General features: G+C 41.0%; 17 protein-coding genes. All 17 read left to right on the forward strand.

All coding sequences use genetic code 11. The annotated features are described in order from the left end of the window. The first annotated feature begins 122 nt into the window (after positions 1-122). Positions 123-878: an alpha/beta hydrolase gene (locus AC1Z3S_RS11365; RefSeq protein WP_461740464.1), complete on the forward strand. Its 756-nt coding sequence runs from the start codon at positions 123-125 to the stop codon at positions 876-878. Continuing rightward, complete coding sequence (rnr, locus tag AC1Z3S_RS11370) at positions 879-3,275, forward strand: ribonuclease R (RefSeq protein WP_461740465.1); 2,397 nt, start codon at positions 879-881, stop codon at positions 3,273-3,275. A 194-nt stretch (positions 3,276-3,469) separates the two neighbouring features. Continuing rightward, a complete protein-coding gene (gene smpB / locus AC1Z3S_RS11375) occupies positions 3,470-3,934 on the forward strand; it encodes an SsrA-binding protein SmpB (RefSeq protein ID WP_461737769.1) in 465 nt (154 codons plus the stop codon). Between the two features lie 322 nt (positions 3,935-4,256). Further along, positions 4,257-4,976 carry a F0F1 ATP synthase subunit A gene (atpB, locus tag AC1Z3S_RS11380; RefSeq protein WP_265459042.1) on the forward strand — a complete coding sequence of 240 codons (720 nt, stop codon included), beginning with the start codon at positions 4,257-4,259 and terminating at the stop codon, positions 4,974-4,976. Positions 4,977-5,008: 32 nt separating this feature from the next. After that, entirely contained in the window at positions 5,009-5,233 is a 225-nt protein-coding gene (gene atpE / locus AC1Z3S_RS11385; RefSeq protein WP_265459043.1) for an ATP synthase F0 subunit C, read from the forward strand. A 106-nt stretch (positions 5,234-5,339) separates the two neighbouring features. Then, a complete protein-coding gene (atpF, locus tag AC1Z3S_RS11390) occupies positions 5,340-5,864 on the forward strand; it encodes a F0F1 ATP synthase subunit B (protein ID WP_461740466.1) in 525 nt (174 codons plus the stop codon). After that, a complete protein-coding gene (gene atpH, locus AC1Z3S_RS11395; RefSeq protein WP_461737768.1) occupies positions 5,851-6,393 on the forward strand; it encodes an ATP synthase F1 subunit delta in 543 nt (180 codons plus the stop codon). Before atpF ends, atpH begins: the two co-directional genes overlap by 14 nt. 17 nt (positions 6,394-6,410) lie before the next feature. Next, positions 6,411-7,967 carry a F0F1 ATP synthase subunit alpha gene (gene atpA / locus AC1Z3S_RS11400; RefSeq protein WP_461740467.1) on the forward strand — a complete coding sequence of 519 codons (1,557 nt, stop codon included), beginning with the start codon at positions 6,411-6,413 and terminating at the stop codon, positions 7,965-7,967. Between the two features lie 14 nt (positions 7,968-7,981). After that, a complete protein-coding gene (locus AC1Z3S_RS11405) occupies positions 7,982-8,872 on the forward strand; it encodes a F0F1 ATP synthase subunit gamma (RefSeq protein ID WP_461737766.1) in 891 nt (296 codons plus the stop codon). Between the two features lie 22 nt (positions 8,873-8,894). Then, positions 8,895-10,301 (forward strand): F0F1 ATP synthase subunit beta, encoded by a 1,407-nt coding sequence (gene atpD / locus AC1Z3S_RS11410; protein WP_461737765.1) that lies wholly within the window; start codon positions 8,895-8,897, stop codon positions 10,299-10,301. Positions 10,302-10,314: 13 nt separating this feature from the next. Next, a complete protein-coding gene (locus AC1Z3S_RS11415) occupies positions 10,315-10,740 on the forward strand; it encodes a F0F1 ATP synthase subunit epsilon (protein WP_461737764.1) in 426 nt (141 codons plus the stop codon). A gap of 597 nt (positions 10,741-11,337) precedes the next feature. Next, the gene (locus AC1Z3S_RS11420) at positions 11,338-12,057 is read left to right on the forward strand and encodes an MIP/aquaporin family protein (RefSeq protein ID WP_461737763.1); all 720 of its coding nucleotides are present in this window, start codon (positions 11,338-11,340) and stop codon (positions 12,055-12,057) included. Positions 12,058-12,417: 360 nt separating this feature from the next. After that, the gene (locus tag AC1Z3S_RS11425; RefSeq protein WP_461737936.1) at positions 12,418-12,654 is read left to right on the forward strand and encodes a DUF1146 family protein; all 237 of its coding nucleotides are present in this window, start codon (positions 12,418-12,420) and stop codon (positions 12,652-12,654) included. 60 nt (positions 12,655-12,714) lie between these two features. After that, positions 12,715-14,013 (forward strand): UDP-N-acetylglucosamine 1-carboxyvinyltransferase, encoded by a 1,299-nt coding sequence (gene murA, locus AC1Z3S_RS11430; RefSeq protein ID WP_461740468.1) that lies wholly within the window; start codon positions 12,715-12,717, stop codon positions 14,011-14,013. A gap of 15 nt (positions 14,014-14,028) precedes the next feature. Next, the gene (locus tag AC1Z3S_RS11435) at positions 14,029-14,202 is read left to right on the forward strand and encodes a DNA-directed RNA polymerase subunit beta (RefSeq protein WP_265459052.1); all 174 of its coding nucleotides are present in this window, start codon (positions 14,029-14,031) and stop codon (positions 14,200-14,202) included. Positions 14,203-14,343: 141 nt separating this feature from the next. Then, positions 14,344-14,619: a membrane protein insertion efficiency factor YidD gene (yidD, locus tag AC1Z3S_RS11440; RefSeq protein ID WP_461737761.1), complete on the forward strand. Its 276-nt coding sequence runs from the start codon at positions 14,344-14,346 to the stop codon at positions 14,617-14,619. A 253-nt stretch (positions 14,620-14,872) separates the two neighbouring features. Further along, positions 14,873-16,384 carry an MDR family MFS transporter gene (locus AC1Z3S_RS11445; RefSeq protein WP_461740469.1) on the forward strand — a complete coding sequence of 504 codons (1,512 nt, stop codon included), beginning with the start codon at positions 14,873-14,875 and terminating at the stop codon, positions 16,382-16,384. Position 16,385: the final 1 nt, after the last annotated feature.

Genomic DNA, 16,385 nt, shown 5'->3' on the forward strand with positions numbered 1-16,385 from the left:
TTTTCTGAGGATTCAGTAGTCTAGGCTGCTGGTCCTTTTTTTTCGCTTGAAAGCTAGCGTTTTCTGCCTGATTTTTGCTGAAGTATGATAGAATGTTTGTTTGAAAGGTGGCAATTTATCTCATGAAGTTAGGCTTACCCAAACCACTATTTAGCCCGAAAGGTTCCCGGGCGGTAATTTTATTACATGCATACTCAGGCAGCTCAAATGACGTTCGGATGCTGAGCCGCTTTTTAGAAAATGCCGATTATACAGTTTATTCGCCAATTTTTTCTGGTCATGCCACATTGGACCCGTTGGATATTTTAAATCAATCTGTGGCAGCATGGGAAGAAGATACCCGTAAAGCTCTTGAATTTTTGGAAAGTAAAGGCTACCAAAAAATTGCCATTTTTGGACTGTCGATGGGAGGCGTCTTTGCCACCAGAGCGTTAGAATGGTCTGATGAGAGCATTATCGGGGGCGGATTTTTCTGTTCACCAATTTTCCCAGTCAAGACCACGATACCGGAAAATTTTTTAGTATACGCAGAAAATGTTTTACGACGGGCTGGACTATCGAGCTCAGAAAGAAATCAAAAATTAACTGAATATCAACCTCTAATTAGTCAACAGTTGCAAGCCATCGAAGAAATGTCGCAGGTAGCAGCTAGCGAACTGGACAAAATTCAACAGCCGCTTTTTATGGCTCAAGCAGGTCAAGATGAAATGATTGATGCCACTGGCGTGTTTAAAACAGCGGCAGCCTTGACTGATAAACGCTATGAATTACAGTGGTATCCAGAGAGCGGCCATGTGATTACTGTTGGCCCGGATCGGCGAAAATTAGAAGTGGATGTTTTAAACTTTATTAATAAATTAAGTTGGAAAGAGGAATAAATGACAATTAAGGAAAGAATTATCGGCTACATGGCAGAGCAAAAGAAAAGCAGCTTTTCCATGGAGCAATTAGCTGAAGGCTTACAGCTGCAAAAAAGCCAAGATTACAAACTCTTAGTGCAAACGATTGCTTCTATGGAACGAGAAGGCACGATTGAATTTACAAAAAAAGGAAAATTGCGCTTACCAATTGCACCTATTTTAATAGAAGGAACTTTTCGCAGAAATGAACGAGGCTTCGGTTTTGTAACGATTGATCCCGAAGAAGACGATGTTTATATTTCAAAGGAAAGCACCGGCTATGCAATGGATGGCGACACAGTGGCCATTGATATTATCAAAACCGCCAATCAATTAGAAGGGCGAGGAGCTGAAGGTAAGGTCGTAGAAATTCGGCAGCGGGCAGCGCAACAACTTGTCGGCGAGTTTGTTGCCTACAATCAAAATGAAATTGATGAGACGGATTTATACGGCGTGGTCCTGCCTAAAGATAAAAAAATGCAGGGCTTTAAAGTCTATATCGCTGCTGAAGGAATTCAGCCGGCTGATGGCAGCATTGTGATTGTCGAAATCAGTCACTTCCCAGAAAAAGGGTATGCCAGCAGTTTGGAGGGCATTGTAAAATCAGTTGTCGGTCATAAAAATGATCCAGGGATGGATATTATGGCGATTATCGTTGCCAACGGGATACCGACAAAATTTCCCGATGAGGTGCTAGCTGAAGCTGATGCCGTACCTAATCAAATTAGTGAGACAGATTTAGTTGGTCGCAAAGATTTGCGGGATCAAACGATTGTCACGATTGACGGAGCCGACGCCAAAGATTTAGATGATGCCGTAACTGTGAAAAAGTTAGCCAACGGCAATTTCTTTTTGGGTGTGCATATCGCAGACGTTTCTTATTATGTGACAGAAGGCAGCCAATTAAATGCTGAAGCCTTTGAACGAGGCACCAGCGTGTATTTAACCGACCGAGTGATTCCGATGATTCCTCAGCGGTTGTCCAACGGCATTTGTTCTTTAAATCCCCAAGTGCCACGGCTGACTTTAAGCTGTGAAATGGAAATTAATCCGGAAGGGCAGGTTGTTCATCACGAAATTTTCCAAAGCGTGATTCAAACTACCGCCCGCATGACTTATGCGGCGGTCAATGAAATTTTAGAAGAACAAAATCCTGAAACGATGACAGAATATCAAGCCTTGGTGCCGATGTTTCAAGAAATGGCAGAGCTGCATCAGCTTTTAGAAGCGATGCGCGTCAAGCGTGGGGCGATTGCCTTTGATGATAATGAAGCCAAAGTTTTAGTGGATGAAAATGGTCGTCCGTTGGATATCGTGTTACGCTCTCGGGGCGTTGGCGAACGGCTGATTGAATCTTTCATGCTGGCGGCTAATGAAACAGTCGCCCAGCATTTTGCCAGCCTTAAGCTGCCATTTATTTATCGGGTACACGAACAGCCCAAGGAAGAAAAAATGCAGCGTTTCTTCGAGTTTGCTTCGGCTTTTGGCATTTTAGTTAAAGGTAATAAAGAAGATATTACTCCGAAGGCTTTGCAAAAGGTAATTGATGAGGTCGCCGAAAAACCAGAAGCGGCAGTTATCAATATGATGCTCTTAAGAAGTATGCAACAAGCCCGTTATTCAGAAGATAATTTGGGCCATTACGGGTTAGCGGCGACTTATTATACGCATTTTACATCTCCAATTCGCCGTTATCCTGATTTAATCGTCCATCGCTTGATTCGTGTTTACAGTCAAACAACTGATGAAGCGACACAAGCTAAGTGGGCAGAAATGCTACCGGAAATTGCTAATCAGTCTTCTAAAATGGAACGGCGAGCAGTCGACGCTGAACGGGAAGTTGACGCTTTGAAGAAGGCCGAATTTATGGCGGAACACGTTGGTGAAGAATTTGACGGAGTTATCAGCTCGGTCACTAAGTTTGGTCTATTTGTCGAACTACCTAACACCATTGAAGGCTTGATTCATATCAACGCTTTAAAAGATGATTACTATGTCTTTATTGAAAATCATTTGGCCTTAGTCGGTGAGCGCACACGCCAGACCTTTAAGATTGGTCAGCAGGTGAAAATCAAAGTCACCAAGTCAGATCCTGAGACTCGGGAAATTGATTTTGAATTGGTCTCAGCTGAAGAAGTCGAGGCTGTCGCCATTCCTAAAGGTGGGCAAAATCGCCGGCAGCGGCGCCAAGATGATCGGCGGGAAAAATCAGGTTCAAAACAACGGAATAAAAAGAATAAAAGTAAAAATGCTAAAGCCTCGGCTGGCAAAAATCAGCAGGGCAAGAAAAATGACCCTAAGGGCGGCAAAGGCAAGAAGGGGAAAAAATCTCCCTTCTATTCCAAAGTTGCAAAAGGTAAGAAAAAAAAGAACTAAGACTGTCAGAGTTGCTAAAAAAATCGAATCCATCTAAATTTTTTTAGAAAAGCTCTCTTTTTAGAGGAGAGCTTTCCGCTGAGAAGCGGCCAAAATAAAAAGAGATTAGCTGTTTTATAGGATTTTTTTGTTAGTTGAATGACAATATATAATTTTGAAATCAATAAGTTAAAAAAGCAAGGATGTGAAGTGAAATGCCAAAAGGAGAAGGCAAGCTGATTGCCCAGAATAAAAAAGCAAGACATGACTATAGTATTATTGATACGATAGAAGCAGGGATTGTCCTGCAGGGAACGGAAATCAAATCCATCCGCAACGGTCGGATTAATTTAAAAGATGGCTTTGCCCGCGTGCGCAATGGAGAAGTCTATCTGTTAAATGTCCACATTAGCCCTTATGAACAGGGAAATATTTTTAATCATGATCCCTTAAGAACTAGAAAGCTTTTGATGCACCGCAAACAAATCGACCGTTTAATCGGGGAAACCAAAAATACCGGGGTAACCTTAGTTCCGTTAAAAGTCTATTTAAAAAATGGCTTTGCAAAAGTTTTGATTGGGATTGCCAAGGGTAAAAAACAATATGATAAACGGGAAGATTTGAAGCGAAAAGATATCAATCGTGAAATCAGCCGCACATTGAAAAACTACGGTCGTTAAGCTTAATTGCTGCGAATATTCTTTTTCGCATATTTTTTAGAAAATGCTTAACCTTTTTTCAAAAATTTGCTAGCATACAGTTATCTTGGAATGTTTTCTAACATTTTCACAAGCTGTTTTCATAGGCTTTCTCAGCATTTTTTTGACACTTGGAGACAACTGTAAAAAAACTGTCTTTTTTCATGAAAATATTTTGAAATTTATTTTTGACAGTGGTATTATAGCCAGTGGTTATCAAGTGGTGAGAAAAAAAGTAAATAAGCTTGATCAACAACGACTTCTTGCTTTATAGAAGCCTTAAGAGGGAAAGAGGTGAAATGAGTTGGAAGAAAAATCACTAACCTTTAAATTTATGGGAATTTGGTTTGATGGTACGGTCACCTTAATGGTTCTTTTGACCTGTGCAATTGTCTTTTTCACGGTTTTCTTTTTTACTAGAAAGTTGGAACTGAAACCAAAGGGCAAGCAAAATGCCATCGAGTGGGTGATTGACTTTGTCCGCAATATTATTTCCGATAATATGCCCAGCAAAGAAATCACAAACCTACATTTATTAGCCTTCACTTTTTTCATGTTTGTCTTTGTGGCAAATATTATCGGGCTGATGACCAAAATTGTCTTACCAGGCGATATTTCCGTTTGGAAGAGTCCCACGGCAGATCCTTATGTCACATTGACCTTAGCACTTATAGTTATTGTACTATCGAATTTCTTAGGGACTGAACGTTTTGGATTTAAAGGTTACATTAAAAACAGTTATTTTAAACCAGTTGCTTTTCTTTTTCCGGTGAAGATTCTGGAGGAATTTACCAATGTCATCACATTGGGCTTGCGGCTTTACGGAAATATTTACGCTGGTGAAGTACTGTTAACCCTAATTGCGAAGATGTTTCTCAGTCTTGGCTGGTTAAGTCTTCCTTTAGCAGTACCGCTGGAAATGATTTGGATCGCCTTTTCAATCTTTATCGGTGCGATTCAAGCCTATGTCTTTGTCACTTTAGCAATGGTTTATATTAGTCATAAGATTGAAGCAGAAGAGTAAAAAATAAACAGAGAATTCAGGAGGAACAAAAAATGGATGGATTAAATTATATCGCAGCAGCAATCGCAATCGTAGGTGCCGCAATCGGTGCCGGTTATGGTAATGGACAAGTTATTTCTAAAACAATCGAATCAATGGCACGCCAACCAGAAATGGCCGGCCAATTGCGTTCAACAATGTTTATCGGTGTAGGCCTAGTCGAAGCGGTGCCAATTTTGGGTGTCGTTATTGCCTTAATTCTAGTTTTCGCCGTTTAATTGCAGAACTTTGAAGAAAGGCAGCTGTCTGGTAAAACCACCCGGCATGACTGCTTTTCTTACTTTGTCAAATGAAAATGGATGAAAAACAGAGAGGAAGAGAAGGATGTTGAATTTTGTATTATTATCTGCGACGCCTAACGCAACCTTCGGCAATATCTTGGTGGTTTCATTATCATTCTTGATCCTAATGCTTCTTTTAAAGAAATTTGCATGGGGTTCGATTGTCAACATTATGAAACAACGGGAAGATAAAATCGCCAATGACTTAGATTCTGCCGAACAATCCCGCCTTTCTGCAGCCCAGCTGGAAAAAGAAAGAGAAACGCAATTAAATAATTCGCGCTCTGATGCAGCAGATATTATTAAAAATGCCAAAGAAAACGGTGAGTTAAGCCGCCAGAATATTTTAAAAGAAACCAAAGCGGAAGTTAGCCGCTTAAAAGAAAAAGCCGAAAGCGACATTACGCAAGAAAGAGAAACGGCCTTAGCGAATGTCAAAGATGAAGTCGCCGATCTTTCCCTTCAGTTAGCTTCGAAAATTCTGGAAAAAGAATTGTCGCCGGAAGCACATGAAGCCTTGATTTCCCAATATATCGAAGGCCTAGGCTCAGCAAATGAAACTAGATAAATTTACAGTTGGCAAACGCTATGGCAAAGCCTTGTTCGAATTGGCGACAGAACAAAATGCTGTAGAAGCAATTTATCAGGACTTGCTTGAGTTACGCAAAGTCTACGAAATTCTGCCGGATGTCGGCAATATTTTAAGCGATGCCCGCTTGGAGCCTGACGAAAAAAGAAAAATTATGGATTCGCTGGTGAATAATTTCTCCGGAACTATTTATAATTTTTTGGAAGTAGTCTATAACTACAATCGGATGAATGATTTACCCTTAATGATTGATGAGTTTGAGAGACGCTATGATGAGATGCAGGGCGTGATTTTAGGAACGGTAACTACTGCTGTTCCCTTAAATGATGCGGATAAAGTCAAAATTGAAACGAAAATTGCGACGATTTTAGGCTATCAAAAGGCGGAATTAACCGCCATCGTGAATCCCAGCATCTTAGGCGGCGTTGTCGTTGAAGCTGAACACAAAGTAATTGATGGCAGTATTCAAACGAGATTGGAAAACATCAAGAACCTATTAAGAAAATAGACACAGAGGTGAAAGAAATGGCCATCAAAGCTGAAGAAATCAGTGCCTTAATAAAAGAGCAGATTCAAAACTATCAGCACGAACTGTCAGTGGAGGAAGTCGGCACTGTCACCTATGTTGGTGATGGGATTGCCCGTGCCCACGGTTTGGAAAATGCCATGAGTGGCGAACTTCTTGAGTTTTCAAATGGAAGTTACGGCATGGCACAAAACTTAGAAACAAATGACGTCGGAATTATTATTCTTGGCGATTTTGAAACCATTCGTGAAGGCGATAAAGTCAAACGAACAGGTAAAATTATGGAAGTACCAGTCGGCGATGGGTTAATCGGCCGGGTAGTAAATCCATTAGGACAGCCAGTTGACGGCTTGGGGGAAATTAAATCTGACCGGACTCGGCCAGTGGAAGCCTTAGCACCAGGGGTTATGCAACGGAAATCCGTTAATGAACCAATGCAAACAGGTTTAAAAGCGATTGATGCTTTAGTTCCAATTGGTCGTGGCCAACGGGAATTAGTTATCGGTGACCGGAAGACCGGGAAAACTTCAATTGCTATCGATACAATCATCAACCAACAAGGTCAAGATGTGATTTGTATCTATGTTGCCATCGGCCAAAAAGAATCAACTGTCCGTTCGCAAGTAGAAACACTGCGCAAATATGGTGCACTAGATTACACCATCGTTGTGACAGCCAGCGCATCTCAACCAGCACCATTACTTTATATCGCTCCATACGCAGGCACTGCGATGGGGGAAGAATTTATGTATAACGGCAAACACGTTTTAATCGTCTTTGATGATTTATCCAAACAAGCGGTTGCCTATCGGGAACTTTCATTACTATTGAGACGGCCACCAGGTCGGGAAGCTTATCCAGGGGATGTTTTCTACTTGCATTCTCGTCTATTAGAACGGGCTGCTAAATTAAGTGATGAACTAGGTGGCGGTTCGATGACTGCTCTACCTTTCGTTGAAACTCAAGCCGGTGATATTTCGGCTTATATTCCAACCAATGTAATTTCGATTACTGACGGGCAAATCTTTTTAGAAAACGATTTGTTCTATTCTGGGACTAGACCGGCCGTTGATGCGGGACTTTCTGTTTCACGGGTTGGTGGTTCAGCACAAATTAAGGCAATGAAAAAAGTTGCCGGTACTTTACGTTTGGATTTAGCCAGCTATCGGGAATTAGAAGCCTTTACGCAATTTGGTTCTGATTTGGATGCAGCAACTCAAGCAAAATTAAATCGTGGTCGGCGGACTGTGGAAATTTTGAAACAAAAATTGCATGCGCCACTGCCTGTTGAAAAACAAGTGGTCATTTTATACGCTTTGACCCACGGCTTTTTAGACAGTATTCCAGTCAATAAAATTTTAGAGTTTGAATCAGCTTTATTTGAATACTTTGATGCCAATCATGCAGATTTATTTACGACAATTCGCGAAACCAAGGATCTGCCAGACGAAGCCCAGTTGGATGCAGCGATTAAAGAATATCGGGATATCTTCACCGCTTCTAATACGAAGACGCAGACAGCTGAAGACAAATTGAAATCAATTCAAAATTCATAGAGAGGTGAAAACAAATGGCCTCATTAAATGAAATTAAACAGCGAATTGCTTCTACTAAAAAAACCAGCCAAATTACCAGAGCCATGCAAATGGTTTCGGCGGCTAAGTTAACCAAGTCGGAAGCCTCTTCGCAAAAGTTTCAAGAGTATGCTTCTAAGGTGCGGGAAATTGTGACCCATTTATCTGCACAAGCATTGACCGATTTAGGGGACACCTCCAGTGACACTGTAAATGCGATGCTCAATGCTCGGCCGGTTAAAAAGACCGGCTACATTGTCATCACTTCTGACGGTGGTCTTGTGGGTGGCTATAATAGTTCAATTTTGAAGCAAACGATGACGATGCTAAATGACGATCATGACTCACAGGATGAGTACGTTTTGATTGCCATCGGCGGAACCGGTGCTGATTTTTTCAAAGCTCGCGGCTACAACTTAGCTTACGAATTACGGAATCTAACCGATCAACCAAGCTTTGAAGAAGTGCGTAAAATTGTCTCAATGGCAACCAGCATGTATCAAAGTGAAGTTTTCGATGAATTATATGTCTGTTACAACCACCACATCAATTCTTTGACCAGTCAATTTCGTGTTGAAAAAATGCTGCCGATTTCCGATTTGGACCCGGGGGAAGCGCAAAAATATGAGCAAGAATATATTTTTGAACCTTCAAAAATTGCCATTTTAGAAGAATTGCTACCGCAGTATGCGGAAAGTTTAATTTACGGGGCAATTGTCGATGCTAAGACCGCTGAACATGCGGCCGGCATGACGGCGATGAAAACCGCTACTGATAATGCCTCAAATATTATTGGTGATTTAACAATTTCCTATAACCGTGCCCGACAAACAGCAATCACGCAAGAAATTACTGAGATTGTTGCTGGTGCGGCTGCCTTAGAATAACGTTTGGAATGGAGGATGAGTCATGAGCTCAGGAAAAATTGTCCAAGTAATCGGCCCCGTTGTAGACGTGGAATTTTCTTTGGATCAATCTTTACCAGATATTAACAATGCCCTTGTGGTCTATAAAAATGATGCAAATAAACAAAAAGTTGTCCTAGAAGTTGCCCTAGAACTAGGTGACGGTGTGATTCGTTCCATCGCCATGGAGTCCACTGATGGATTGCAGCGGGGGATGGAAGTAATTGACACAGGAAAATCAATTACTGTGCCAGTGGGGGAAGATACTTTAGGCCGCGTCTTTAACGTTCTAGGTGAAACCATTGACCTGCAGGAACCTTTTCCAGCAGATGCAAAACGAGATGGCATTCACAAAACGGCGCCGACTTTTGAAGAATTAAGTACCAGTAGCGAAGTTTTAGAAACTGGGATTAAAGTAATCGATCTCTTAGCACCTTATTTAAAAGGTGGGAAGGTTGGGTTATTCGGTGGTGCCGGTGTTGGTAAAACCGTTTTAATTCAAGAACTCATTCATAATATTGCTCAAGAACACGGCGGAATTTCCGTATTTACCGGTGTTGGTGAACGGACTCGTGAAGGAAATGACTTGTATTATGAAATGAAAGACTCTGGCGTAATTGAAAAAACAGCCATGGTTTTTGGTCAAATGAATGAACCACCTGGTGCCCGGATGCGGGTTGCTTTAACCGGTTTAACAATTGCTGAATATTTCCGTGATGTTGAAGGCCAGGATGTGCTTTTATTTATCGACAATATTTTCCGCTTCACGCAAGCGGGTTCCGAAGTATCGGCCTTATTAGGTCGGATGCCGTCAGCCGTTGGGTATCAACCAACCTTGGCAACTGAAATGGGTCAATTGCAAGAACGGATTACTTCAACTAAAAAAGGTTCGATTACCTCAATTCAAGCGATTTATGTACCGGCCGATGACTATACTGACCCGGCGCCGGCAACAGCCTTCGCCCATCTAGATGCAACGACGAACTTGGAACGTAAATTAACTGAACAAGGGATTTATCCAGCCGTTGATCCATTGGCTTCATCCTCTAGTGCCTTGGCACCAGAAATTGTCGGCGATGAACATTACCAAACAGCGACCGAAGTCCAACGGGTTTTACAACGTTATCGTGAACTACAAGATATTATTGCCATCTTAGGGATGGATGAATTATCCGATGATGAAAAAGTTTTAGTTGCCAGAGCTCGTCGGATTCAATTTTTCTTATCACAAAACTTTAACGTGGCAGAACAATTTACCGGTCAACCCGGCTCTTACGTGCCGGTTGCTGAAACAGTCAAAGGCTTCAAAGCAATTTTGGATGGACAATATGATGATCTGCCTGAAGAAGCTTTCCGTAGCGTCGGTAAAATTGAAGATGTTGTTGAAAAAGCCAAAACTTTAGGCTACTAGAAAGAGGTGCCCCATGAGTGACAATTTTTTAACCGTCAATGTGGTAACCCCAAACGGCATCGTCTATGACCATCACGCTGTTATTGTTGTTGCCAGAACTACTGAAGGGGAACTGGGTATTTTGCCGAACCACGTTCCGATTATCGCTCCTTTAGCGATTGACGAAGTGCGGGTGAAACGGACGGACTCTGATAGTCATGTGGACTGGATTGCTGTCAATGGCGGAATTTTAGAATTCCGCGACAATGTTCTCTCAATTGTGGCCGATAGTGCCGAGCGGGAGCGGGACATTGATGTGTCACGGGCTGAACGGGCTCGTCAGCGGGCTGAGAAGCTCATTGAAGAGGCTAAGGCTCATGAAAACGTCGATGAACTCCGCCGAGCGACTGTTGCCTTGCATCGTGCGATTAATCGAATCAATGTTTCAAAACATAGTTAATATTCAATAAAACTGCTGCATCAGCTTTTTTAAAATAAAATTGGGCTTCTCTGCTTGCTGGAGAGTTTGACTTCTGGCATTAAGCTGGACTTGCCAAAATTTTATTTTCGAAGGCTGCTGCAGCATTTTTTTGTTAGAAATAATAAACTCCTAAACTGTTATCTTATCTTCTCAAATAAAATAATTTTTAGATCAATCTCTGAGATAATTTACAGCCTTCAAAAAAATTTCCTGAAAGGAAATAGCTGTAGAATGGGGATTTAGCGGGGAACAAAGCTTGATTTTGAAAAAAACAGTCCTCTGAAAATTAGAAAAAGACTGTTTTTTTTAAACAAATGAACTGTAAACGTTTTCAAAGGAGCGGAATCAATGCTATAATATTCTGGTAAGGACTGATGAAAGACTAAAGGAAATCTCATCCATCAAGCAGGTAATTGGATTTGCAGTTAAAAAGGAGGAAAGGGAAAAGTAAATTGCCATTTTTCAATGGGTGTTTTCCGAATTTTCAAATGGGGGAGGCTTGCAGCAAAATATTCGTAACGGACTTTTTAGGTAATTTTTTGATTGAAATATTATTTAATTGAGGAGGTTATATTTATGAATAGTCCTGTATTTGGTGAATTTATTGGAACCTTTGTCCTGATTTTATTTGGGTCAGGCGTCGGAGCTTCCACATCTTTAAAGAAAACCTTGGCAAAAGGTGCTGGCCATGATTGGCTGTATGTGGCATTTGGCTGGGGGGTTGCCGTTATGTTGGGGGTTTACACCAGTGGCTTCTTCGGCTCGCCTGGTCATTTAAATCCGGCAGTAACAATCGGCTTTGCTGTTAATGGAACGTTTGAGTGGGGACAAGTAGTACCATTTATTTTAGCTCAAGTTGCTGGTGCTTTTGTTGGTGCCCTACTGGCAGCGATTCAATTCTGGCCACACTTTAAAGAAACCAAAACAGATGAAGGCAACAGTGTCGGTATTTTTGCAACTGGCCCTGCAATTCCTAATACTTTATTTAATTTACTGAGTGAAATTATCGCAACCTTTGCCTTTGTATTAAGTATTCAAGTGTTACCTGCTAGCGATATGCCAGTGGGACTGCAACCACTTGTATTAGTCTTTGTCTTAGTCGCAATCGCTCTGTCATTAGGTACCACGACCGGCTATGCCATTAACCCAGCTCGTGACTTTGGTCCACGGTTAATGTATGCCCTGATGCCAATTCCTAATAAAGGCGGCGCTAATTGGGGCTATGCTTGGATTCCAATTGTGGGTCCAATTGTGGGTGCCTGTTTAGCGACACTATTGATTGCTGCACTAAGTTAGTTGAGATTGATAAGTAAAAAATAAGAATGCGGATTACCAGTGGTATTAAGCAAGAATGCTCACCACGGAATCGGCAAAGATCATTTGTTTTATGAGCCCTTTTAACTAAGGGCTTTTTATTTTTCATAAGAAAGTCTAAAATTTAGTTTAACTCTTCACAAAGGTTCTTCAAAAATTTATCGTAAAAAAATGCAGAAAAAACAAAATACCGCTTCTATTATCACAATTATTAAAAGATTTGTGAATAATGTATTGAATTATAGTGGAAACTATCAGGAGAAGAAACAATTTTATTTTTTTTCAATTTATGTTATTATGCTAATGTTAAAGTTTTTTAAAAGAGATTGAGGTGAGTCGATGTTGCAGGTGTACGGGATTGATGCGCTAGTGAGAATAATTTCCCATATCGCATTTATTTACCTGACTTTTTGGGCATTAGGTTCACTGAGAATCGATCAATTTTTTAAGGCTTACCAAACCACTCAAGTTAGAATGGTAATTGTTCTTTTTTCAATTGTCATCGGCTACCAAGCGAGTTCCTTTTTTCTAGAGGTCATCGCATTGTGCCGTAATATTTTTTTGAGTGGACTAAGTTAATTAAATTTGTTGCCAGAAATGGCTTAGATTCAGTGATGAGTCTCTTTGGAGGGAATTTAGATGGAACAAATTTTTGTTCAAGGTGGAAATCAATTAAAAGGTAACGTGAAAATTGAGGGAGCAAAAAATGCCGTGTTGCCAATTCTAGCGGCAACTTTATTAGCAGAAGAAGGCCAAACGACTTTAAGAAATGTACCAATTCTTTCAGATGTTTTTACCATGAACCAAGTGATTCGTCATTTAAACGTTGATGTTGACTTTAATGAAGCTGACAATGAAGTGATTATTGATGCCAGCCGTCAATTAGAAATTGAAGCACCCTACGAATATGTCAGCCAAATGCGGGCATCAATCGTTGTGATGGGACCTTTATTAGCTAGAAACGGCCATGCCAAAGTTGCCATGCCTGGTGGTTGCGCCATCGGCAAACGACCAATTGATTTACACTTGAAGGGATTTCAAGCACTAGGAGCAAAAATTGTTCAAAAGAATGGTTACATCGAAGCCATTGCCGATCAATTAATCGGCAATTCAATCTATTTAGATTTTCCAAGTGTCGGCGCCACACAAAACATTATGATGGCCGCTATCAAAGCCAAAGGCACGACAATCATTGAAAATGTCGCTAGAGAACCAGAAATTGTTGATTTAGCGAATGTTTTAAATAAAATGGGCGCTCGCGTTTACGGCGCAGGTACGGAGACAATGCGAATTGAAGGCGTGGAACATTTGCACGCAGTTCAACATTCAATCGTGCAAGATCGAATTGAAGCGGGTACGTTTATGGTTGCTGCGGCAATGACAGAAGGCAACGTCTTAATTGAAGGCGCAATTTCTGAGCATAATCGTCCACTGATTTCAAAATTAACTGAAATGGGCGCTTCAATTACCGAAGAAGAAGATGGCTTACGGGTCATTGGACCAAAAATTATTAAAGCGACGGATGTAAAAACAATGCCTCACCCTGGTTTCCCAACTGATATGCAAGCACAGATGACAGCAATCCAATTAGTTGCTGAAGGTGTCAGCACAGTCACAGAAACTGTTTTTGAAAATCGTTTCCAACACTTAGAAGAATTGCAACGCATGAACGCTCATGTGCAATTTGATGGCAATTCAGCCATGATTACTGGCGGACATCAACTGCAAGGGGCCGAAGTTGCTGCCACTGATTTAAGAGCTGCTGCGGCTTTGATTTTAGCTGGTCTGCGGGCTACTGGTGTAACTCGTGTGCGCAATTTAAACTATTTGGACCGGGGTTATTATAAATTCCACGAAAAATTACAAAAATTAGGTGCCAATGTTGAACGGGTGGATTTAGATGCACCGGCAACAACGAAAACAACTGTTACCGTCTAAGAATAGGAGTATCACATGAAAGTTAGAGGATATATCATCTCAACGCTATTGAAAATTATCTTAGTGATTGTTTTGATGGCTGTCTTTTTCGCAATTGGCGCCATGATTGGTTTCGGGCCTATCGGCGGCAGAAATGCGACAGGAGTCTTCAGTGGGGACTTATGGAACCACATCCTAGCTTTTTTCTAAGCGACTTTTAACTGTCTGCGGTCCCCTGACAAACTGGTTTCAAATGGTAAATCTTCTTCTATACTAATTAGAAGAGCATGATTACCATTTTTGAAAATCAGTTACAGGTGGCTGCAGTTTTTTTATGAAGAAGGGATTGCAATGAAAAAAATCTTAATTGCTTTAGTTCATGGCTATCAGCGGTTTATCTCGCCGCTAACGCCGCCTAGCTGTCGATACTATCCGACCTGCTCTAATTATATGATTGAAGCGGTCCAGGTCCACGGCGCTTTTAAAGGATTTTTGATGGGAATGTCACGGATTCTGCGGTGCCACCCTTTCCATAAGGCGGGTTTTGATTATGTTCCGCAAAAATTTTCCCTTAAACAAAATCTTGTTGATCGGGAACGCCCAGATTATCATCAACACAATCATTAACTCTCTGCGAAAGTCGCAGAGAGTTTTTTTGTCATTTTTTTTATAGAAGTTTTTGAAACTTTTTTTGAAAAGAAATCATTTGAAGGTGGTGGATACAAAATAGAAACTCACCATTTTGGCAGCAGTAAATAAGCACAAAAGCCTTTTTAAAATAACGTTAGTTATAATAAGCTCTTAGGTTTTTATTTTCAGAAAGAGTATGATATATTTTCATTTGTGACTTTATCGAGGAAAAGTGAAAGAAGGAATAATTTTGAGTTCAGATCTTAATTTAGATATTCATGGAAAACCGTATCGCAGAGGCATTATTCTTGCCTTGATTTTATTTGCGACATTTTCCGGGGTATTGATGCAAACATCATTGGGGACGGCGTTGCCGACTCTGATGCAGGATTTTGATATTAACTTGAGCACAGCTCAACAGGCAACGACTTGGTTTTTACTCGCAAATGGGATGATGGTGCCACTATCGGCTTATTTAGCAACTAAAATGTCAACCAAGTGGCTGCATTTTATTTCCTATGGAATTTTGATGGCAGGCTTAATTTTAACGGCTGTGACGCCAGCTGAAAAAAATATGTGGGTGATGTTTATTGCCGGTCGGGTATTGGCGGCAATCGCTGTGGGTATCATGCTGCCGTTGATGCAAATTGTGATTTTAAATATGTTTAAAAAATCAGAACGCTCTGTTGCGATGGGCTTAAGTGGTTTAGTCGTCGGAATGGCACCAGCTATTGGACCGACTTTGTCCGGCTGGATTTTAGACCGAGATCATACAATTCTCGGCTTAACGATTTCTAGTTCTTGGCGGACAATCTTTATTGTACCACTGATTGTTATTGTGATTGCTTTTATTTTGACGCCCTTTGTGATGAAGGATATTATTCCCAATAAAAAAATCAAATTGGATATTTTGTCTTTAATTTTATCTGTCGTCGGTTTTGGTTTATTTTTATGGGGCTTTACCAATGTTGCTGGCGATGGTTGGACTGATTTCACTAATGTATTATTGCCAATTGGCATTGGTTTATTGGTGATTATTATTTTTGGTCTGCGTCAATTAAAATTAGACGAACCGTTTTTAAATATTCGCGTCTTTAAAAATCGCGATTTTACGATTCCTTCAATTGCGATTATTTTAGTAACGATGGCGATGTTCGGCGTGGAAATGATGTTGCCGACTTATTTGCAAAACGTTCATGGCGATTCGACATTATCATCTGGGCTGACTCTCTTGCCAGGGGCTTTGATGATGGGAATTATGTCACCGATTGCCGGTGTTTTATATAATCGTGTGGGCATCCGTTCATTAGCTCTTGTCGGTTTTTCAGTTCTGTTATTAGGAACAGTGCCTTTTGTATTTATTACTGAAACAACGCCAACGGCATTAATTGTGGTGCTGTATGCCATTCGCATGTTCGGGATTGCCTTAACGATGATGCCATTAACCACCAGTGCCATGTCGGCGATTCCATTAGATGAAGTGACCCACGGGACAGCGGCGAATAATACCGTTCGCCAAATTTCTTCTTCAGTTGTGGTGGCCTTACTAACTTCTGTGACACAAAATATTATTAATACCAATACACCGGCTGCTAGTTTGCAAACGGAAAATCCCTTAGCTTATGGCAGTAAAATTATTGCCGCTTCAATGGACGGTTTCCGGGCATCCTTTGCTATCGGTCTGAGTTTTGCAGTGGCAGGGGTGCTTTTTGCAATCTTCCTGCACAATAAACCAGGTAAAATCACCAAGGAGGCAAATTAAT

This window comes from Enterococcus sp. LJL90 (genome assembly GCF_056924355.1).